This window comes from Enterococcus sp. DIV2402 (assembly GCF_017426705.2).
Taxonomy (GTDB): domain Bacteria; phylum Bacillota; class Bacilli; order Lactobacillales; family Enterococcaceae; genus Enterococcus_F; species Enterococcus_F lowellii.
The window spans coordinates 2,184,588-2,204,759 of record NZ_CP147251.1; the positions used below are offsets into that span (position 1 = coordinate 2,184,588).

Genomic DNA, 20,172 nt, shown 5'->3' on the forward strand with positions numbered 1-20,172 from the left:
CTTCTCCTTGTCATTTTTAATAAATTTACCTGGAGGAAGCTCAAGATAATACTGAACTTTCTCCAGGTAATCAAACAAACTATTTACTTTATTAATTTTCAATCATGTCAATTCGATTTTGATGACGTTTCCCTTGAAACGTTGCATCCAACCATGCATCCACAATCATTTGAGCTAGACCGTCGCCTGTTACACGTTGGTCTAAGCAAATAATGTTGGCATTGTTGTGTTCTTTTGTTGCCTTCGCTGAAAATACATCGCCAACAACTGCAGCTCGAATACCTTTGTTTCGGTTAGCAGCAATGCTCATGCCAATTCCTGTTCCACAAATCAAAATACCGCAATCGACTGCTTCTGTTAAAATAGCATTTGCAACTTTTTGTGCATAATTTGGATAGTCTACACTAACCATAGCGGCAGTCGTACCAAAGTCTTCATAATCTATATCCCTTTCAGATAAATGTGCTTTGAGAAGCTCTTTTAATTCAAATCCTCCATGATTCGAAGCAATTGCAATTTTCATTATCTGTCTCCTTAATTAATAGTAGCGAAGGCATCTATTATAGTGAATTGTAGGTGTCTACTACGTGTTCAACCGTAAATCCGTATTTTTCAATAACGGTATCTCCAGGTGCACTAGCTCCAAAACGATCAATGCCAATAATTTTCCCTGTAAAACCTACATATCTTTCCCATCCAAAACTTGCGCCCATTTCAATTGATACTCGTTTCAATACATCAGAGGGCAATACTGTTTCTTTATAAGCTTTATCTTGTTGTTCAAATAAATCAAAGCTTGGTAGAGACACTACCGAAACATCTTTTCCCTCTGCTAAAAGTTTACGTTGTGCTTCAATAGCTAGATTTACTTCTGAACCAGTCGCAATTAAAATGCCTTCAGGTTTTTCTCCTTGTGATTGAGAAATGACATACCCACCTTTAGGAACACCTTCTGTCGCCAGTTCGATGGTACCTGGAATAACAGGTAAATTTTGACGACTTAAGACTAAAACAGTGGGTGTATCTTTGGAAGAAATAGCTACTTTCCAAGCTGCGACAGTTTCATTTCCATCAGCTGGACGAATGACATGGATATCGGGCATGCAACGTAAACTTGCTAATTGTTCAACAGGTTCATGTGTAGGTCCATCTTCACCAACAGCCACAGAATCATGCGTCAGAACATAGGTTACAGGTAATTTTTGTAGAGCACTTAGACGAACTGCTGCACGTAAGTAATCAACAAAAACAAAGAACGTTCCACCATATATTTTACTTCCGCCATGAAGTTGAATACCATTCATCGCAGCGGCCATCGCAAACTCACGGACACCAAACCAAATGTTTCTTCCTGCATAATTTTCTGGAGAAAAATCAGTTTCAGCTGATACCATTGTATTATTAGAAGCTGATAAATCTGCTGATCCACCCCATAGTGTAGGAATATTTTGTGACAATACTTGAATAATCTCTTTACTTGTCACACGACTCGCCGCACTTGTACCAACTTCATAAGCGGGTAGATTTTCTGTCCAATCTTTAGGTAATTCATTATTAAAGGCTTCCAAATATTGTCTAGCTAATTTAGGATATTCTTTCTCATAGTTTGCAAAAAGAGCTTGCCATTCGCGTTCTTCTTTTTCACCTCGGCAAACAATTTGCTCAATAAAATGACTACGAACTTCCTTAGAGACAGTGAAGGCTTCCTCTGAATTAACACCATAAAAAGATTTGACTTTCTTTGTATCTTCTTGCCCTAGAGGTGAACCATGAACTTTCGATGTTCCTTGATTAACTGACCCGTAACCAATGACTGTTTTTACTTCAATTAATGTTGGTTTATCTGATTTTCGTGCTGTTTCAATGGCTGTATAAATTTCATCTAAGTCATTCCCATCTTTAACAAAAAGATGCTCCCAACCATAGGCTTCAAACCTTTGTCCTACATTTTCAGTAAAGGCTTTTGACGTTGGTCCGTCTAAAGAAATATCATTTGAATCATATAAAACAATTAATTTATTCAACTTCATATGACCGGCCATTGATGCTGCTTCTTGAGAAACACCTTCCATCAAATCACCGTCTCCACATAATGCATAGGTATAATGATCCATAATCGGATAATTTTCCTGATTGTAAGTCGCAGAAAGATGGGCTTCCGCCATTGCCATTCCAACAGCCATTGCGATGCCTTGCCCAAGTGGTCCAGTCGTTGCTTCCACACCATCTGTATGTGTGACTTCTGGATGACCAGGTGTTAAGGAATCCCATTGACGAAACTGCTTTAAGTCATCAATGGATACGTTATAACCAGATAAGTGTAATAAACTATACAATAGAGCCGATCCATGACCTGCTGATAAAACAAAGCGATCACGATTCGTCCATTTTTTAGAAGTTGTCGGATTAATTTTTAAGAATTTACTCCACAAAACATAAGCCATCGGAGCAGCACCCATTGGTAAACCCGGATGTCCCGAATTTGCTTTTTCAACAGCATCAATACTTAATGTTCGAATGGCATTGATAGCTTTTTGATCTATTGCTGTAAACATATTTATCCTCTTTTCTTAAAAAGGATAGCTAACCTTGCGATTAGCTATCCTTCTCACTCTATTTATTAAATGCTTCCCAGTCTTTTAAAAATGTTTCAATTCCTTGATCAGTTAAAGGATGTCCCCATAACTTAGGAAATAAATTGCCTGGGATTGTTGCAATATGAGCGCCTAGTTTAGCTACTGTTTCAACATGTGGTAAGTTACGAATACTTGCTGCGATAATCTCTGTATCAAAGCCATAAAAATCAATGATATTTCGTAAATTGGCAATCAACTCATACGCATCTGTCCCTATATCTTCCAATCGACCAACAAATGGACTAATGTAAGTTGCACCTGCCTTCATCGCCATCAAACCTTGAGCAACAGTAAAAATCAATGTCACATTCGTTTTGATTCCTTCATGAGAAAGGACATGAACTGCTCGCAAACCTTCTTCTGTCATTGGGATTTTCACTACAACATTGTCTGCCCATTTTGCAATGACTCTTGCTTCTTTAATCATTTCATCAGCAGTCAAACCAGTTACTTCTGCACTGACGGGACCATCGATAGTTGAACAAATTTCTTTAATAACTTCTTCAAAATCACGGCCTTCTTTTGAAATAATAGTAGGATTTGTTGTAACACCGTCTACTAAGCCCAAGGTATTAATTTTTTTAATTTCAGCAACATTTGCAGTGTCTAAGAAAAATTTCATTCTTCTTCCTATCCCTTCTTATTTAGAAACATTTTTAATTCGAGTAGTAACACCTTTTAAATTGTAGCATTCTGCATAGTCACGAATTGGACGTTTGATATGATCGACTACGTAACGTTGACCATCAATATTGTATTCTTTCAAGTTAGCATACAATTTTTCAATTTCAGCTTTTACTTCATCATCATTAAACGTATAATGACCAGCAATATCTAAAATTTCTGCTTGTAATTGATCATCACCAGAATCTAAGATTTGCTCAACCGTCAATTCTTTTTGTTCGCCAACCATCCATTTTCTCCAACGTTCACTCTTAATTGCATGAATTAATAATGTTTCGCGGGTATTAGAAGATTCTTTCACTAGTCCATTTTCTACTAAACGTGCTTCTACAGCTGCAAGGTTTAAATAAGCACGTGTTTCTTCTGTACCGTATTGAGGTGCGACATTTGTTGCTGTAATTTCAGAAGGAATATGTTCTAATAATGTTATATCATCTAAATAGTCCCCGTTGTGTTCTTTCAAACCAACACCATATTGTTTCGCCATTTGTGCTAAATCATAAGCATTCTTGAAGTTGAATGTTCCAACTTGTTCTGTTTTACGTGTTAACGTTCCTGTTTGTCCAACAATAAATGTTGGCATTGGTAAACCACGTTTTTCTAATTCATCTTTTAATCGTAAAATAAATGTTTCATAAGTTTCTGTTGAAGTTAAACCACCATTTGTTTCTTCTGTTCCCACTTCATAACCAATTTCAGGAAAGTTACGTGCTTTACGTTCTTTTTCACAGAATTCAATCAAATCAACAGTTCTTTCTAAAACAGTATCTAATGGAATGACTTTTCCAACTTCAAATGGATCTTTAGTAGGATCAATCATTAATAAATCAAAACCTGCTTCAATATCTGCTGTATATGATTTTTGTCCTAGCTCCATTGCCAATTCTGTTGGTAAATGGTCATTACGTTCTTGATCACGTTGCCAAGGACCTCCATGATCACGGCATAAATAGTACAAATTGTCATAACCGATTTCTTCTGCAACTTCTTCAACTGCTTGTGCAAATGTGAATTGATTCCATCCGTTTACATAACCGCCGCCTAATTCATCTGCATCTACTTGATTTCGGCTAGCAATAAACATTACAGGATAGTCATCTTCATGTGATAATTCCAATGTTGCTTGAACACAGTTTTTAGACATTGGACCAATGCCAAGTAATGTTGCACTTTCACCCGTTTTTTGTAATTCTAATAAACCTTCGACGACTGTTTTGATTGGTAATTTTTCCATTCTCTACCATCTCCAATTTCTATTTTTTTATGACTTTTCATACATCAGCTATTACTTTTTTAGTATAAAATTGTTTTTGAATACTGAATATTACAAATTCCTTCAACAAGTTTCATAGGTGTTTTGTATAGTTGTTGCAATTAAATAAGTTAATAAAACAATCTTCAACAAAATCATGCTCATTATCTCTAAAAATAACAATCGTTTCTTTGTGAAATTAAATAACATTTGTAATAATAAATCAGCACTTAACTACGAAACATCTTTTGTTCTGATGTCAATAAAGCTATGCTCGCTGCTTGGTACCTTTCAATTTGAGTGTCACGATGTGCTTGTCCTATCTTCTAATGTTAATTTATTTACTGGAAAGGAACTTCTGCCTATCGGTCAACAAGTTGTCACATGGAATAATGTATTCTCTTTTTGATATATTTGGGAGTCAATGTAAATTTGACTCCCCTTATCAGTGACATACCTAGTTGTAATAAAATGCTCTTTCGTTCGAACTGTTTTTTCAATCAGATGTGTAACAACATTACTTTACACATGGTTAGTTAGACTAACTTTTTAAATACGAATTAGTTTTCTTCAACAGTATCAATATTTGGTTTTGTAAAATGCAGAATGGCCACTGAAACAAAGACACCGATAAACATTGAGAGCGTATACCATAATTTACCGTTAACTACAGGTAAGATAATTAAGCCACCATGTGGAACTAAGGCTTCAACTCCATTGGCCATCCCTAAACCACCTGCGATTGCACTACCAATTACAATTGCTGGAAGTACGCGCTTAATATCTTTAACGGCAAATGGAATTGCACCTTCTGTAATTCCAATTAAGCCCATAAAGAAAGCCGAAATCCCTAAATCTTTATCTGCAGTTGTATATTTTTTACGATCAATGAAAGTAGAGATAGCCATCGCTAATGGTGGAACTGCACAAGCGATTCGATGCGCACCATTTGGTTCATAAACGCCTTCTGCCATCAGAGCAATTGTGAATGCTGTCGCTGTTTTATTAATCGGTCCACCCATGTCAAAAGCCGTCATTGCGCCAAGAATCATTCCTAAAATAATGGCACTACTTCCTTGCATTTTACCTAAAACATCAACTAACCAGTCCATGCCGGCTCCAATCGGCACAGCGATAACATAAATATAAAGTAGCCCTAAGACAAAAGTTGTAATAACCGGTACAATTAATATTGGCATAATTGTACGAATCGTAGCCGGCACTTTCCATGTTTTAATCCAACGAACAAAATAACCAGTTGCTACACCTAGTATCATTGCGCCTAAAAATCCTGTTTTTACTTGACTTTCACCAATTGGATTATTGGCGATGTATCCCAAAATCATGCCGGGTACTAAAGCTGGTTTGCCAGCTAATGAATTAGCAATGTATCCAGATAATAGTGGGATCATCATCGCAAATCCTGCAGACCCCATGTCCAAAATATTTTTCATGAATGGATTAGTAACTTCCATCCCTGCATCCGTTGCTTCACCAGTCGCTAAAGAGATTGCTAAAAAGATACCTCCGACGACAACTGCCGGTAACATGAAGGACACACCTGTGTTAAATGCTTTTTGTACATCTTTAAAGAAATTATTTTGTTTCTTATTCATCTATTATCGACTCCTTAATTTAGTGAAGAACTATAGTTTTTCAGCGCGATCAATTACTTCTGTAATCTTTTTAATTGCTTCACCAGGATCAACGGTAAGTACTTTGCCTTCACTCTCTTTTTCTTCAAAACGATCCTCACCTTCAATACCGATTGCTACTGCTAAGATAACTACATCAGCTGCATCAATTTCGTCTTGCTCTAATTCATTTTCAATTCCCATACTTCCTTGTGTTTCAACTTTTACCTCGTATCCACGTTTTTTACATTCTTTCTCAATTGCTTCTTGCGCCATATACGTATGGGCGATTCCTGTTGGACATGCTGTGATTGCTACTACTTTCATTTATAATTCCTCCTTAAATTTCAATTGAACTTAATTGTTCAAAGACACCCGTTTTATTTTTTTGGTTCAATAATTTATCTCTGAATTCCTCATCTAAAAGTCGTTTACTTAATTGAGAGATAAATTTTAAATGTAAGTTATTTTCACTATTTTCTGGAACACCAATTAGAAAAATCAAGCGAACCATTTCTTCACTTTTTTCTGTCCAGCGAACTTCTTGTTCTGCTCTAACAAAAGCAATAAAGGGATGGCTTACTGCATCCGTTTTTCCATGCGGAATGGCAATGGAATAACCTATGGCAGTAGGAACTTCTTGTTCTCTTTTTTTGACTGCGTTATAAAGATTTTCTTTATCACTGACATATCCTTTTTCCTGTGCATTATCGACAATAAGTTGAATGATTTCATCTTGACTACTAACTTCTTTATCTAAAAAAATTAAGTCTTCGGAAATTACATTCTTGTTACTTTCTGGTTTTTCCACATTTACTCACTCCCTAAGTTTTTCAATATATCCTTTTTAGAAAAATTCCCTCTCATTTCTTTAAGCATGTTCGAATCATCAACTATGTTGTAAATGTCAGCTAAAATTCGCCTTGTTTGCGAGGTATCTTTTTTCGCAATACAAATTAAGAAAATAATATCAACATAGTACTTTTCCCATTTGAATTTCTTCTTGTTTTTTACAATCACAATCACAGTTTGATGAACATGTATCGGATTTCCATGAGGAACTGCTGTACCAGAAGGAAGATCGGTTCCGCCTAATTTTTCTCGTTGAAAAAGATTTTCTACAAACTCTGATGTTACAAATTGTTTGTTTACCAATTCTGATCCAATCGTATTGAATACTTCTTCTTTAGACGAGAAATCTGTATCCATATAAATAAAATCTGGTTGAATAAATTTTTTTAAATGATGCGACGCTAATAAAGGATTTATTTTATTGATGTTACTTGGCTGATAGCCAGACTTTTTAATTTTTTCGATATCATTATCTGTTAAAAATGGTGAAACAAATAATATGTTTTTCTCGGGAATTTCTATTTTGATTGTTGAAATAACTAAATCAAATTGATGAACATCAATATGTTCTAATTCTGCGACTGATGCAACTTCAATTGTATCCAGAGACGGTAAAATATTTTTAATTCGATTCATTAACAATTCCGACGTGGCGATACCCATCTGACAAATCACCAAAATTTTACGATTAATTTTTGCTCGTTCAATGGCTGATTGAAAATATATTGTTAAAAATGCAATTTCGTCTTCATTAAATGAAATACCTAAAATTTTCTCGTATTCACTTAAAACTACCCAAATAACATTAAAGGTTAAAGAAAATTCTGTCTTTATTTGTTCTGTAAAAGGGTTATCGGTTTTATTGTTTGAACGCAAGCGATAAATCATCGGTGGAATATGATTAATTAATTGTTCTTCTAATTTCTTATCATTTGAAAAATCAATGGATAATGCTTCCGACACTTGCGTCAACAACTCACGAACAACAACGCTATCAATGCTCTCTTCTGGTAAAGATTCAAAACGATTCGATATAAGATGTTGAGAGAAAAATTTTACATCTTCATTTGTATATGAAAAATTTAAACGTAATGCAGCTTTGTGCAATAGACGAACAGCACTTTCTTCAAAAAATAATGTATATTCAGCATTTTCAGTTTCTTCATTTTCTTGAATGTGATGTCCATTTAAACTGCGATAAACTAAAATAATAAAAATGTTCAATACGTTTTGTACGTAATAATCAGAAATTGCATTGCTATTATCTCGTACATAGTTATATAAAATATTGGTACATACTGAGATAATTTTGTCCCCATAATATGAAGCAAGAACATTCATTTTCATTGGAATCGTATCTTCATAATAAAAATCTGAATTGCTAATAATATAACGATTAAATTGTAGACAAGCTTTTTGAATATCTAATTCACTTCCTGAAATTCTGGTACCATGAACATCACTAGCTAATTCAATGTTAGAACCAGCCCGAAGAATTCGCATAATATATTCAAAGTCTTTGCTAATGGATGTCTTACTTACCATATACATCTCAGATAAATGATTAAAACTGACATCTCGTTCTTCAAAAAGCAGTATTTTCATAATATCTATCCGTCTTGTAACAGTGTCGTACAAATCAGTCACTTCATCAGTCTCTTTTTGATACTCCTGTTCCTTTAATTCCCTTAATACAATGCCAACCCCTCTCTTTTTTTCAAAGTACTTACCTAAACTTTGAATATAATCTTCTAACTGGTTCAACTCGGAATGAATGGTTCGTTTTGAGACGCCTAATTTATTTGCAATAAATTGAACCGTTAAAAAATCATCTCTTGATTCTAGTAGTTCAAGTAATTCCTTTTGTCGTTTTGTTAACATATGATACGCACATCCTAACTTAAAAAAACTTCATTTTTGTTAGCGTTATCATGAATACATTTTTATTATAGGCTGATAACTGAATACTGAATATTACATTTCATTGCAACAAGTTTTGAGTAGAATTGTTCACTTGTTGCAACTCATAAAATTATAGAATAAGTGCCAGTACCTTCGTCAGATACTGGCAATTGATTAATTTAGATATTTTTCTTTGACTATTTTGATACCTTAATCCTCTTATTTTTGTCATTTAATATACGGTTTGATTATAGTAAACATATACATAGTTTTAAAGTCTCACTTTTAGTTTCTAAATCAAATAGATAAAAAATTCATTATTTTTAATAGTATTAAACACCTTAAAAATACATTATAATTAAATTATGAAGCATTAATTAATTGGAGGAGGAAGTGTTATGACAAAGAAACGGGGAATCTTTTATTTATATTTATTGCTGTTTTTCTTATTCTTTACTTTTGGTCAATTTATGCAAGTTTTCTTCACATATTTTATTAATGAGATGCAGAGCAATGCTGATGCTTCATTTACTGGATGGACTTTAATTTATGGGCGAGCCATGCTTTATCTAGCAGCTACTCAGTTGATTATGCTTCCATTAAGTGGTTTTCTGACGGATTGGTTGGGAAATATTCGTATAATAAAATGGGGAGCTCTCCTTACTTTCATTTTTGGTGTTCTTAATTTGGGCCTTTTTATTCGTGAAATGAATAGCCCAGTAATTATTTATTTAGTTAGTATTGGTTTCGCAATCGTTTGGTCTCTAATCGTTCCAGGATTATATTCTGTCATTCCTAAATTGGTAGCACCAGAAAATTTAATTCGAGCAAACAGTCTGGTTCAATTAATCAATCAACTGGTTTTACTGAGTATTCCCAGTTTAGCGCTGTCACTATTTTTTTATCAACCACTGTTCATTTACCTAAGTATTGTATTAATAATTGTGACCTTATTGGGCGTTGTTAATTTTATTATCGAACGGAAGACTAACCAAGATGATTTGCTTTCCAATAAGGTATCTTCAAGTCCTGGCGAACAGACCAGTAACGCTATTCAAGTGATTTTATTATTGCTAGTAAGCGCAGTCGTCAACCTACCTATTTCTGGATTACAGCAATTTGTTTTACCAATTGTGTCACAGCTAAATGCAGGAAATGTTTCGACGGAAATGCTTAATTTATTATTATCTTTATTGGGAATTGGGGTAGTAATCGGAGTAATTATAGCCTTTTTCGTTAAATTTAAAGCAAGTAAAAAAGAGTTGTTAACGATCATGCTATGCTTAGGACTTGCCTTTGCTCTAGTTGGATTAATCAATAATATATGGCTACTTGGAATGATTTTATTGATAGTTGGCCTGTTGTGGGGAATTTTGAATATTCTACTCCTTACAAAATTACACCGCGTTGCTTTACTTGAAAACATGGGAATCATCATGAGTTTGTTTCTTCTACCATCTGTCTTACAACCTTTTGTGTTAATGTTAGCAGGGGGCATCCTAGAAAAATCAGGGGCTTCTCTTCTATTTATCATTTGTGGTGTGCTTATTGCCGTGATAGCTGGGATTGTATCGTTCTTTTTAAAAGATGTATCTAAAATTACTCCTTCTTAAATTCAGATAATAGATGGAATAAACATTTAAAGTTTTTTTGAAACTCATACTAAAAAATAAGTAGGTGATAAGTTTTCCTTATTCCCTACTTATTTTTCTCTTACTACAGCTTTATATCAACCACTTATTCATTTTCACCATGGATAATAAAAAATGATTCCTGCAAAACCGCTTAAAATCAATAACATAATCGGATTTATTCGGTATTTTCTCAATAAAAATAAGGAAATAATGGTAATGCACAATGCTGTCAAACTAAACGCAGAATTTTGATCTTTCAAAGACATGGTTCCAAATAATGCAAGTAAAATCATCAATACTGCTGCAGAAATAATCAGTCCCAAAGAGGCTGATTTTAATGCTGTGATGACATAATGGAAAAATTTATTTTCTTTATTTTTAAGATACCATTGATAAAAAATCATTGAGATAAGACAACCACTAATGACACAACTTACAGTTGCTACGATTGCACCTGGTATCCCCAATACGCGTAAGCCAACAAATGTAGAAGTGTTTACTGCTAATGGTCCTGGTGTCATTTGCGAAATGGTAATAATATCGCTATATTCTTGTATTGTTAACCACTCCATTTTTTCTACTACTTCCATTTGAATTAATGGAATAATAGCGTATCCACCACCAATGCTTAAAAGACCAATCTTAAGAAATGTATAAAACAATGCAAACATATCTGCTCTCCTTTACTTTTTATATAGGGCATAGCCAATTGAGGTTGCAATGCAAACAAGCAGTATCCAAATAACCGAGACATGAAAGAAATAATTCGCAACAAAAGACAACGGAATCCATAACATGAAAAACCAGTTTTTTTCTTGCGTAATTGTTTGTGTCATATTAATAATAAAATCAATAATCATCGCAACTACTGCGGCCTCCATCCCTTTTAGAACAGCCGCAATTAACATATTTTGACGAAAACTCACATAAAACATTGAGATAACTGATAATAAAAGTAAGGGGGGCAATAATGTTGCTACCGCTGCTACAAAAGCCCCTTTCAATCCTTTTAAATGATAACCTGTCAATACTGATAAATTCACTGCGATAGCTCCAGGAGAGGATTGAGCAATTGCTGCCATATCAAGCACTTCTTGATTTTTAAGCAGTTTATTTTCTTTCACAAAATATTGCTGAATCATTGGAACAACTACATAACCTCCTCCAAAAGTAAACGCACTAATAAAAAACATTCTAGTAAATATAAGACGAAAAATTTTACTTGATTTCATTTACTCCTCCTCTAGTTTGAAATTTTTTAAATTAACCTACATTATAACATTTAATTCGGTCCTTTTGGTAGACTAGAAACATTTTCAAGGATAATCAAAACCAAGGCGTACGAACCATTTACTTGTAACTAAACGGTTCGTACGCCTTGGTTGATGTAGTGAATTTTTTGACAGCAATTTTTTCTAAGACAACAAGAAAGAAAAAAAATTTACTCTTGCCATCCTTTAGGTGACCATAATTCACCATCTAATCTGCTTTGTAATTGCTCTTTTCTTTTCTGCTGTTCTATAATCAATTCTTTTAATCCTAACAGAAAAGCTTTTTGTTTGTAATCACGACTCTCTGAAAATAACTGATCTAATTGTTCGTTAATCCACTGTAATTCCATAGCTACTCCTTTCTAACTTGTGCCATCAAGATACATTTGGATTTCATCAAGTTCCATCCGTGTATCTATGATAAATTCTTCTATTTGTTCAAGAATAAATCCGCTATTTTCGGGTAAATATGTCTCATTTAATTGAGATAATTGCTCTAAATACCACCGCTCTTTGGCACGTAAGGAATCAAAATCATGTATGGCCAAATATTGTTGATAGCCGATAAGTAAGCGCATCTTCTCCTGTTCGTTCATATATTGAAATTGATAAATCAAAAATGGTTTTAAAAAAGTCATTTGTAGCTTTTTCGCCATTGCTTGATAAGGGGTTGTTAAGGCACTGATAGTAAACCCTTCTCTTCCACCTACTTGATATTCTTTTTCGGCAGCACCAATAATTAAAACCAAACCCAATTCCTTCCCTTTGAGTGCAGTGCCTCGAGGTCCATAAGCAAAGCCTTCTGCCAACACATCATCTAACCATTGTTTTAACATAGCTGGAGATGAATACCAGTAGAAAGGAAATTGGAGAATAATACGATCGTGTTCCTTTAGTAAACGTTGCTCTTGTTTTGTATCAATTTTCCCATCTGGATAAATTGTTTCTAAGTGATGATACGTCAGTGCTTCAGATTGAGGAAAAGAGTCTTTCAAATATTTTTGACTGCTAGAACCTGAGATGTCTGGATGCGAAACGATAACGAGTGTCTTCATTCTTTTCCCTCCTTATACCCACTATTAAAATATAGATTAGTTAATTTGAAAAGTAAATTGTTCCAGAAATTCTTCACGTTACGTACAAAAAAACCTATCTTTGAATAAAAAATCAAAGATAGGTTTAAGTTAATTTATTGAACTTCTGAAGTCGTTTCTTGTGTTTCTGTTGTAGTTTCACTTAAAGTATTCGTTAAGTACTCAGAAATAGTGCTTACTTCTGAATTTAATGTTTCAGAATCAATGAAATCAGATGCTTGTTCAGCTAATAACGTTTGATATTGTTCTAAAACATCACTCGCAAAATGACTGTCGATAATGGAAGCTGTATATTCAGATTTCTTTTCTTCAATTAATTCGCTAAATGAACTATTCTCTCTAAAACGAGTAGCTAAGGTATTTTCTCCTATGCCTTTCATCCCTTCGCCATTCGGTCGTCCACCTTCCAATGGTTCAGTGGGCATTTCGCCATTTTCAAAGTCTGCGGATGGTTCAAACCCTTCACCATCTTCAAAATTTCCATTTTCTGGAAGTTCAAGTCGTTCTGTTCCAGAGAAATCTTCCGGATTAAACTCCCCTTCCGGACGATTCCCCATCATGCCACTGCCTAAAGATAAATTTTGATCCCAAGCAACAACCGTCATTTTCGAGGTTTCATAATCGTAATAAAGATACGAATTATTTCCTGGTCCATCAATATCATCTTCATTACCGACTAAATCTTGCATAGCCAAATAAGTTGCAAATGCATCGACATCTAGATAGTCTTCCAACTGTTCAGCAAACTCTTCATCCGTTGCATTGTTAATAAATTCAAGGAAGGTAGTTAATGGTGTAAAGTCATCTTGTCCATATTTTTGTTCAAAAACACCGTCATAATCACTAACTTCAGTTCCTCGATAAGAATAATCGCCACCAGACTCCGCTTTATATAATACACCTTCTGTTCCAAAGTGTTCTTCTGTCCATAAATCATCATCCGGTACATCAATCACTAAACGTAATTTTGCCTCAGAACCATTGATAGAAAAACTTGAAAAGGTACTTTCTTCTGTTTGAACACCCGCTTCATTTAACATCGCTAAAGCTACAGCTTCATTTAACGATGATTCTGTATTATTCCCTCGAATGACAAAGCGTGAACGTCCCATATATTCTTGGTCGTCCACATATTTGTCTAAACGAATAACCCAGGGTAATTCTTCAACCTTAATTTCTTCTGAAGATTGATTAGAAATTGTTCGTAAAGTTGAATTTCCCTTTAATTTTAAACCGACACTTTCAAAAGTGGTTCCATCAATTGTAACTGATGCTTCAATCCATTCTTTCGTTCCATCAGTTTGATAGGATTCAATTAAGCTTGCTAATTCATTTTCATCCACATCAATGCTGATTGAATGAACTATTTCATTAGTAAAAAAGCTAGCATCCGTTCCTTCTTCGGTTGAACTATCTTCGACTACACTACTTGTTGTGGTTGTGAGTGTATCTGTTGTACTCGTTGCACTTGTATCTGTGCATGCTGTGAGCGTAGCTAAAAGAAACATAGAGCTAATTATCGCATAGCGAGTTTTTTTTCTTTGCATGATTAAAACTCCTTTTTTAATAAGTTGATAATAAAAGAATACCTTCGCTAGCTTAAATGAACCTTAAACTACAAATTCAGCTTTAATTTAGAAATGATTAACATAGGAATTAGCTGTCGTTATCTGACAAATAAGAAGAGAAGCAGTTGATTAAACCTAAATCAACTGCTTCTCTTCTTTCTGAATACGTTTGCATTTCCATTTATTTCTTGATCCATCTGACATTAATCATTTTATTTAATGATTGTTTGTTAAGACTTCTTGTGATTGTTCTAAATCTTTTTTTCGAACGAGAAATCGATTGAATTCTTTGTCTACAATAATAACAGTATTTTGTAAAATTTTTTCTATTTTTCCATTCACGTACTCTTCATTTGGATCTTTTGCTTCGATGAATTTTCCAATTTTAATTTCTGCCATTTATATTCACTTCTTTCTTTTCTATTGCGATAATTAGTTATTGGCAGTTTATCATATTAATCGGTCGTTAAACTATTTATAGCTCAAACGTTGCTTTTTTTGCCCTGAACGTCGTAAAACGATTAAATAAATCATCTATTTATGTCATAAAACACAAAAATCAACGTTTCATTGTCTAATTATCCCAAGTTAAAATGTTCAAAATTTAAGTATTTATTATTAAAAAATAGACTTCAAAGATTAACACGTCTTTGAAGTCTATTTGATTTAATTTTCTAAAAGATATATCCTAGTTTGTAAATCTAAGAGCCTTTAGCATCGCAATTTCTGCTCAATCTTTCGCAACAACTAAGCTCATAAACAAGCGACTAATTAAACCAGTAATAAATAAGGCTACTAAAAAATCTTAACTGTATTTCTTGTTAAGATTGTGATGCAAAACCTTTTCAAAAGCAAACAAATAACGCCGACACATCAAAACATTAGAGATGAGTCGGCGTATATCTATTTTGTTAAACATATATTTTAGCGATTAACTGTTACTGTTTTAGTTGTTTCAACTGTCACGCGACCATTTTTGATAACGAAAAGACGAGTTGGTAAATCAATAATCGCATCATTGACAACTTTCGTATCTAATAAAACCATGTCTGCTTGATTACCGACTTCAATTCCATAATCTTTCAACCCAATTGCTCGTGCTGGATTCGTTGTAATCATTGGCAAGACAGTTGGTAAATCATCTGCCCCACCTAAATGAGCAACTGGAATAGCTAACATTGCTGTTTGCATTACATCACCTGTACCATAAGGGGTGAAGGCATTACGAATATTATTCGTCGCAATACACATATTTACACCACCATCACGTAATTTACGAATTGGTGTAACAGCTCTGCGGACATTGTATTCATCCGAGCGTGCGCCTAAGTGTAAGTCAGTTGCTGGTAAAGCCATCACACTAATATCAGCTTCTGCCATTAATTCGATAATTGGTCGCAATTCAACTTCTGGCAAAGCATGTAGAGCAGTTAGATGTCCCACTGATACACGTCCTTGATATCCTTCTGCAATGGTTTTCTTACACAAATATTCAATAGATAAATTGTCTGCTTCATCCGCAAAATCTTGGTGTAAATCAATGTCTTTTCCATACTTTTTAGCAATTTCAAAGACTAAATCAATATGGTCATTAGCTGGAGCATCGTTATAAGGAATTCCTCCAACTACATCCGCACCCATTTCCATGGCTTGATACATCATTTCTTCTGTACCAGGCGCTTTAAAAATTCCTTCTTGAGGAAATGCGACAACTTGAATGTCTACTAAATCTTTATATTCTTCTTTTAATTGCAAAATAGTTTCAAAACCAGTAAATCCTTGAGCCGGATCAAATTCTGAATGTGTACGAATAGTCGTTACGCCACTAGTGATAATCATTTCTAAGGCTTGTTTTGCACGACTGTACACATCTTCTTTAGTAAAGGTTGGTTTCAATTCTGCTGTGACTTTGATAGCTTCTTGTAACGTACCTGATTTATTAGGTTTGCGGCTGGCAATTAAAGCTTTATCCAAATGAATGTGACTTTCAATTAGACCTGGAATCAATACGCGTCCTTCTGCTTGAATTTCTTTAGCAGCACTGCCTTCGATAGCGTCGGCAATTTCAATGATTTTCCCATCTTGAACGGCAATATCCTTTAACTCCTCATTATCTTGTAGACGAGCTTGTCTAATAATTAAATCCATAATACGTCCCTACTTTCTTTTATTTGATACCTTATTTAACTAAAACAATTTGAATTAAAACAACTTACAAAATGAATCGTTATCTTTATGCAAAGATAAATGAGATGATTAATAAAATCACTGATGCAAGACTAATCCATTTCACATTTCCTTTAACGATATCCAAAATTGGTGTTTGGAATCCTGAAGATAATGCTTGCATTGTAATATTTACAAAACTCATTTGACTACCTAAACCGACACCCATAGTTACAAAACCTAAAGCAACAACTGGGAAACCTAATGAAACGGCAACTGGTAATACTAACGTCAATACTGATCCAACGTAAGCACCTGCTGGAATTCCGATTAAAATACCTGTCAATACTGCAACTGGAATAACAATTGCTGTCGGTGCATTATTGGCAACGCCTGCAATAACTGAGAATGTTCCAGTTGCTGCAATAACGTTGATGAATCCTAAGAAAATACCTACTTGGAATAAACGAGTTAAGATATAAGATGAACCATCAACCATCGCTGTTACTGATTCATTCATGTCAAACTTAGTACATAGATAGATCAACGCAAGAGTCACTACCATATAAGTTAATGGCGTGAAGATTGCTATACCTACTAAATTATTCACTACTGGACCAAAGATTACGGCAAATAATAAGAAAATTGCTGGAATGGTTATTTTAAATAATTGACCATTCGACATATTGCTATACTCATCATCAGCTGCTTCTTTAAAACCAATTCCACGGCGTTTTGTTCCCCAATAAGCTAAGACTAATGCTAAAATTACAAAGAATAACCAGTATGGACGCATTGTTGTCACATATTCTGCTGCATCAATGCCCGCCAATTGTGAAGTGATACTTGTTTCTAAGGATGCTGGTGACGTAGTAAATGATACGGCAGCTGCTAAAGACATTGCAGCAATTAATTCAGGTACTACACCTACTGCCGCAAAAGCTAGTGGTGCAATTACCATCGCACTACCACCACCGATACCTGACATATAGGTTGCAGCCGCTAATAAAATAACGATAAATACTGAGACAAATTCAACTTTGCCTTTCGTTCCTCGTTTAGCTAAAGCTAAGGCAGCTGAGTAACCACCAGATTTAAACACGGCCATTGCTATTGCTGAGTTAATAATTGGAACAGTGATTCCTAACATTGTTGGAATCGCATCAAGTATCTGCTGGTTTACATCCGCTAAACTAATGCCTCCAATGATAACTGCTAAGATTCCCCCAACTAAGCCTGCAATAATCATATCTACCTTTAAAAACAATAAGACTAATACCACAATCAGTGGAATTAATGTAAGAATTGCAGCAAAACCTGTTGGCGCTTGGACTTCTAACTCTTGTGCAAACACTGCTGTTGGTAATAATAAGTTTAATACTACTGCCAACAAACCTGCTTTGAATACTTTTGTGAAATTCATTTGTTGTCCTCCTTGACTTCCTATTTGATAGGTTGATACTTGCGAGAGTTACTTTTCCTTGTACTCTCCGTTAACACTACGTTTTTCCCTTAATTTTATCCCTCCCAATTTATGTGTCCTCTTCTTTTAGTGATAGACACATACTAAAATTAGTAAAAATAATTCTCGCTTTCTTTTCAACTAATGGATAATTTCTCTTTTATAGATTATGATAGAAATAGAGAATTATTTCTGAGTTTCGTTTAGTTATTAACTAAACATGCTTATACTAATATTTTAAATCATTTGAAGGCGGATTCAATTAGGAATATTTCCAATGAATGTTGCGTTTGATTGGATAAAATAGATAGTCGGAGGATTTTAACGATGTTAACAGTAGAAGATTTACTACATTTAGATGAATTAAAAGGAGTCACCCTCTTAGCTGGTGAAAAAAATATCAAAAATCAAATTTTACAAGTGAATATTATGGAAAATCCGGATGCCTTTGATTGGCTGACACCTGGAGAAATGTTATTGACAACAGGATTTATTTTTAAAGATGATGAAGCTATGCAAAAGCGACTAATTCGCGACCTAGCTAAAATGAATTGTTCCGCTCTTGGTTTTAAATTACAACGTTATTTCGATGAAATTCCTGAATCAATGGTTAAATTGGCGAATAAAGTCAATCTTCCTATTTTATCTATTCCTTATGATTACAATTTCACAGAGATTATCTCAATTATTAACCAAAATCATAAATTTAATCAAGGAATGGTCAGCTCATTAGAAGTTTCGATGCACAATAAAATGTATCGAATTTTAGAAGCAGGAAATGGGAGTAAACATGTGATTCAAAAACTATCTGAATCCATCCAAAATCCCGTTGCATTGTTGGATCAGAATTTTAATCCTACCTTTTATTCTGACCTTCCCAATAATCCAATCCGAATTTCCAATATCTTAAAAAAACCGCAAAATGTTCAATATATCCAGCAATTTTTAAGTGAGCGAATCAATTCATCCTTGCGCTTTTATCAAGACCCTATAAATTTAGACTTTAACTTCGGTCAAGAAACAGTGCCTATTCGAATTTTCCCAATTAAAAAGAATACCATCATTATTTCTTATTTAATTATTTGGAATACCATGCATGAATTAGGACCGTTGGATATTATTGAACTAAAAGTTGCTGCACAATATTTATTATTACAACTACAATTGGAAGATTCATTAAATATTGAAAGCTATCAAAAGCGGAATGAAATGTTTTTTGAAATCATCCGTAACAAATATCAAAATGAAGACGACTTAATGCAATTTATTAAATACTATCAGCTGAAAACCGATGCTATCTATTCTATCGCTATTCTTTCAACTAATACTGCTGCTCATTCTAATCGTCAAATGATGAATTTAAGTACACGACTGAATCAAATGTTGATTGGCTATCGTCAGAAAATGATCTGTATTGAATACAGTAATTCATTTATTTTATTAATACAAGACCCGCCTGCCGATGAAAAAGAATATTTAAAAACGATGAACACCATTGGAAAATCTTTATTAAATCAATTAGCCAAAGAATCTAATGTACCAGATATTACAATGGTAATTGGACCTACTGTACCCAATATCAAGCAGATATATGTCTCTTTCCAACAAGCGTTACAGACATTAGATATTTATAATAGCGATGCTTCTTTGGATTCTTCTAATCGGATTATTTCTTATGATGATGTCTTTTTAAAGCATATCATCCGAGATCATTTGTCAGTTGATGGCTTGCATAAAATTACCGAACGTTTTATTACGCCATTAAGACAATTTGATAGTTTAAATAAAAGTGAATATTTAAAAACCCTTCAAGCTTATTATCAAGCAAACCGGAATATTACCAAAGCTGCTGAAAATTTATTTATTCATCGGAATACTTTACTACATCGTCTAAGTAAGATTGAAGAAATCTTAAATATTAGTTTCGATACTCCTGGCGATAATCTGCAACTAGAGTTTGTGATCTATATTTTTCCGCTTTTATAAAAAACAGCTATTTAACTGTTTCAGTTTATTT

18 protein-coding genes are annotated in these 20,172 nt (G+C 34.1%); 2 read left to right on the forward strand and 16 right to left on the reverse strand.

Annotated features, from left to right (window positions below):
- Positions 1 to 91: 91 nt before the first annotated feature.
- From rpiB to DOK78_RS10655, 8 genes are all read right to left on the reverse strand, one after another.
- Positions 92 to 523 carry a ribose 5-phosphate isomerase B gene (gene rpiB, locus DOK78_RS10620; protein ID WP_207940389.1) on the reverse strand — a complete coding sequence of 144 codons (432 nt, stop codon included), beginning with the start codon at positions 521 to 523 and terminating at the stop codon, positions 92 to 94.
- A 37-nt stretch (positions 524 to 560) separates the two neighbouring features.
- Positions 561 to 2,555 (reverse strand): transketolase, encoded by a 1,995-nt coding sequence (gene tkt / locus DOK78_RS10625; RefSeq protein WP_207940388.1) that lies wholly within the window; start codon positions 2,553 to 2,555, stop codon positions 561 to 563.
- A 58-nt stretch (positions 2,556 to 2,613) separates the two neighbouring features.
- Positions 2,614 to 3,258, reverse strand: a complete 645-nt coding sequence (fsa, locus tag DOK78_RS10630) for a fructose-6-phosphate aldolase (RefSeq protein WP_207940387.1) — start codon at positions 3,256 to 3,258, stop codon at positions 2,614 to 2,616.
- 18 nt (positions 3,259 to 3,276) lie between these two features.
- Positions 3,277 to 4,554, reverse strand: coding sequence for a class II D-tagatose-bisphosphate aldolase non-catalytic subunit (locus DOK78_RS10635; protein WP_207940386.1), 1,278 nt, complete (start codon positions 4,552 to 4,554; stop codon positions 3,277 to 3,279).
- 578 nt (positions 4,555 to 5,132) lie between these two features.
- Positions 5,133 to 6,188 carry a PTS fructose transporter subunit IIC gene (locus DOK78_RS10640; RefSeq protein ID WP_207940385.1) on the reverse strand — a complete coding sequence of 352 codons (1,056 nt, stop codon included), beginning with the start codon at positions 6,186 to 6,188 and terminating at the stop codon, positions 5,133 to 5,135.
- Between the two features lie 30 nt (positions 6,189 to 6,218).
- Entirely contained in the window at positions 6,219 to 6,533 is a 315-nt protein-coding gene (locus tag DOK78_RS10645) for a PTS fructose transporter subunit IIB (protein WP_207940384.1), read from the reverse strand.
- A 13-nt stretch (positions 6,534 to 6,546) separates the two neighbouring features.
- The gene (locus tag DOK78_RS10650; RefSeq protein ID WP_207940383.1) at positions 6,547 to 7,017 is read right to left on the reverse strand and encodes a fructose PTS transporter subunit IIA; all 471 of its coding nucleotides are present in this window, start codon (positions 7,015 to 7,017) and stop codon (positions 6,547 to 6,549) included.
- Positions 7,018 to 7,019: 2 nt separating this feature from the next.
- Positions 7,020 to 8,939: a BglG family transcription antiterminator gene (locus DOK78_RS10655; RefSeq protein WP_207940382.1), complete on the reverse strand. Its 1,920-nt coding sequence runs from the start codon at positions 8,937 to 8,939 to the stop codon at positions 7,020 to 7,022.
- A gap of 419 nt (positions 8,940 to 9,358) precedes the next feature.
- On the opposite strand from DOK78_RS10655, the gene DOK78_RS10660 reads away from it, so the two are divergent.
- On the forward strand, positions 9,359 to 10,573 hold the full coding sequence (locus DOK78_RS10660; RefSeq protein WP_207940381.1) for an MFS transporter: 1,215 nt from the start codon (positions 9,359 to 9,361) through the stop codon (positions 10,571 to 10,573).
- 134 nt (positions 10,574 to 10,707) lie between these two features.
- Here DOK78_RS10660 and DOK78_RS10665 read toward each other — a convergent pair whose 3' ends face one another.
- The 8 genes from DOK78_RS10665 to DOK78_RS10700 all read right to left on the reverse strand — a co-directional run bounded on the left by DOK78_RS10665 (position 10,708) and on the right by DOK78_RS10700 (position 18,116).
- The gene (locus tag DOK78_RS10665) at positions 10,708 to 11,265 is read right to left on the reverse strand and encodes a chromate transporter (protein WP_207940380.1); all 558 of its coding nucleotides are present in this window, start codon (positions 11,263 to 11,265) and stop codon (positions 10,708 to 10,710) included.
- 12 nt (positions 11,266 to 11,277) lie between these two features.
- On the reverse strand, positions 11,278 to 11,826 hold the full coding sequence (locus DOK78_RS10670) for a chromate transporter (protein WP_207940379.1): 549 nt from the start codon (positions 11,824 to 11,826) through the stop codon (positions 11,278 to 11,280).
- A 209-nt stretch (positions 11,827 to 12,035) separates the two neighbouring features.
- Positions 12,036 to 12,215 (reverse strand): hypothetical protein, encoded by a 180-nt coding sequence (locus DOK78_RS10675; protein WP_207940378.1) that lies wholly within the window; start codon positions 12,213 to 12,215, stop codon positions 12,036 to 12,038.
- Between the two features lie 12 nt (positions 12,216 to 12,227).
- Entirely contained in the window at positions 12,228 to 12,920 is a 693-nt protein-coding gene (locus tag DOK78_RS10680) for an NAD(P)H-dependent oxidoreductase (protein WP_207940377.1), read from the reverse strand.
- A gap of 134 nt (positions 12,921 to 13,054) precedes the next feature.
- On the reverse strand, positions 13,055 to 14,506 hold the full coding sequence (locus DOK78_RS10685) for a CotH kinase family protein (RefSeq protein WP_207940376.1): 1,452 nt from the start codon (positions 14,504 to 14,506) through the stop codon (positions 13,055 to 13,057).
- Positions 14,507 to 14,743: 237 nt separating this feature from the next.
- Positions 14,744 to 14,926 (reverse strand): hypothetical protein, encoded by a 183-nt coding sequence (locus DOK78_RS10690; RefSeq protein ID WP_207940375.1) that lies wholly within the window; start codon positions 14,924 to 14,926, stop codon positions 14,744 to 14,746.
- A gap of 525 nt (positions 14,927 to 15,451) precedes the next feature.
- On the reverse strand, positions 15,452 to 16,675 hold the full coding sequence (locus DOK78_RS10695) for an amidohydrolase family protein (RefSeq protein WP_207940374.1): 1,224 nt from the start codon (positions 16,673 to 16,675) through the stop codon (positions 15,452 to 15,454).
- An 85-nt stretch (positions 16,676 to 16,760) separates the two neighbouring features.
- Complete coding sequence (locus tag DOK78_RS10700; protein WP_207940373.1) at positions 16,761 to 18,116, reverse strand: citrate transporter; 1,356 nt, start codon at positions 18,114 to 18,116, stop codon at positions 16,761 to 16,763.
- Positions 18,117 to 18,482: 366 nt separating this feature from the next.
- Between DOK78_RS10700 and DOK78_RS10705 the strand changes: the two genes are divergently transcribed.
- Positions 18,483 to 20,141: a PucR family transcriptional regulator gene (locus tag DOK78_RS10705; RefSeq protein ID WP_207940372.1), complete on the forward strand. Its 1,659-nt coding sequence runs from the start codon at positions 18,483 to 18,485 to the stop codon at positions 20,139 to 20,141.
- Positions 20,142 to 20,172 lie beyond the last annotated feature (31 nt).

Bases quoted from the DNA above. Each gene is read 5' to 3' on its own strand.
- DOK78_RS10655 (WP_207940382.1), bottom strand. From the start codon at position 8,939: ATGTTAACAAAACGACAAAAGGAATTACTTGAACTACTAGAATCAAGA.
- tkt (WP_207940388.1), bottom strand. From the start codon at position 2,555: ATGTTTACAGCAATAGATCAAAAAGCTATCAATGCCATTCGAACATTA.
- DOK78_RS10680 (WP_207940377.1), bottom strand. From the start codon at position 12,920: ATGAAGACACTCGTTATCGTTTCGCATCCAGACATCTCAGGTTCTAGC.
- rpiB (WP_207940389.1), bottom strand. From the start codon at position 523: ATGAAAATTGCAATTGCTTCGAATCATGGAGGATTTGAATTAAAAGAG.
- fsa (WP_207940387.1), bottom strand. From the start codon at position 3,258: ATGAAATTTTTCTTAGACACTGCAAATGTTGCTGAAATTAAAAAAATT.
- DOK78_RS10675 (WP_207940378.1), bottom strand. From the start codon at position 12,215: ATGGAATTACAGTGGATTAACGAACAATTAGATCAGTTATTTTCAGAG.
- DOK78_RS10640 (WP_207940385.1), bottom strand. From the start codon at position 6,188: ATGAATAAGAAACAAAATAATTTCTTTAAAGATGTACAAAAAGCATTT.
- DOK78_RS10635 (WP_207940386.1), bottom strand. From the start codon at position 4,554: ATGGAAAAATTACCAATCAAAACAGTCGTCGAAGGTTTATTAGAATTA.
- DOK78_RS10705 (WP_207940372.1), top strand. From the start codon at position 18,483: ATGTTAACAGTAGAAGATTTACTACATTTAGATGAATTAAAAGGAGTC.
- DOK78_RS10690 (WP_207940375.1), bottom strand. From the start codon at position 14,926: ATGGCAGAAATTAAAATTGGAAAATTCATCGAAGCAAAAGATCCAAAT.
- DOK78_RS10700 (WP_207940373.1), bottom strand. From the start codon at position 18,116: ATGAATTTCACAAAAGTATTCAAAGCAGGTTTGTTGGCAGTAGTATTA.
- DOK78_RS10695 (WP_207940374.1), bottom strand. From the start codon at position 16,675: ATGGATTTAATTATTAGACAAGCTCGTCTACAAGATAATGAGGAGTTA.
- DOK78_RS10670 (WP_207940379.1), bottom strand. From the start codon at position 11,826: ATGAAATCAAGTAAAATTTTTCGTCTTATATTTACTAGAATGTTTTTT.
- DOK78_RS10685 (WP_207940376.1), bottom strand. From the start codon at position 14,506: ATGCAAAGAAAAAAAACTCGCTATGCGATAATTAGCTCTATGTTTCTT.
- DOK78_RS10645 (WP_207940384.1), bottom strand. From the start codon at position 6,533: ATGAAAGTAGTAGCAATCACAGCATGTCCAACAGGAATCGCCCATACG.
- DOK78_RS10660 (WP_207940381.1), top strand. From the start codon at position 9,359: ATGACAAAGAAACGGGGAATCTTTTATTTATATTTATTGCTGTTTTTC.
- DOK78_RS10665 (WP_207940380.1), bottom strand. From the start codon at position 11,265: ATGTTTGCATTGTTTTATACATTTCTTAAGATTGGTCTTTTAAGCATT.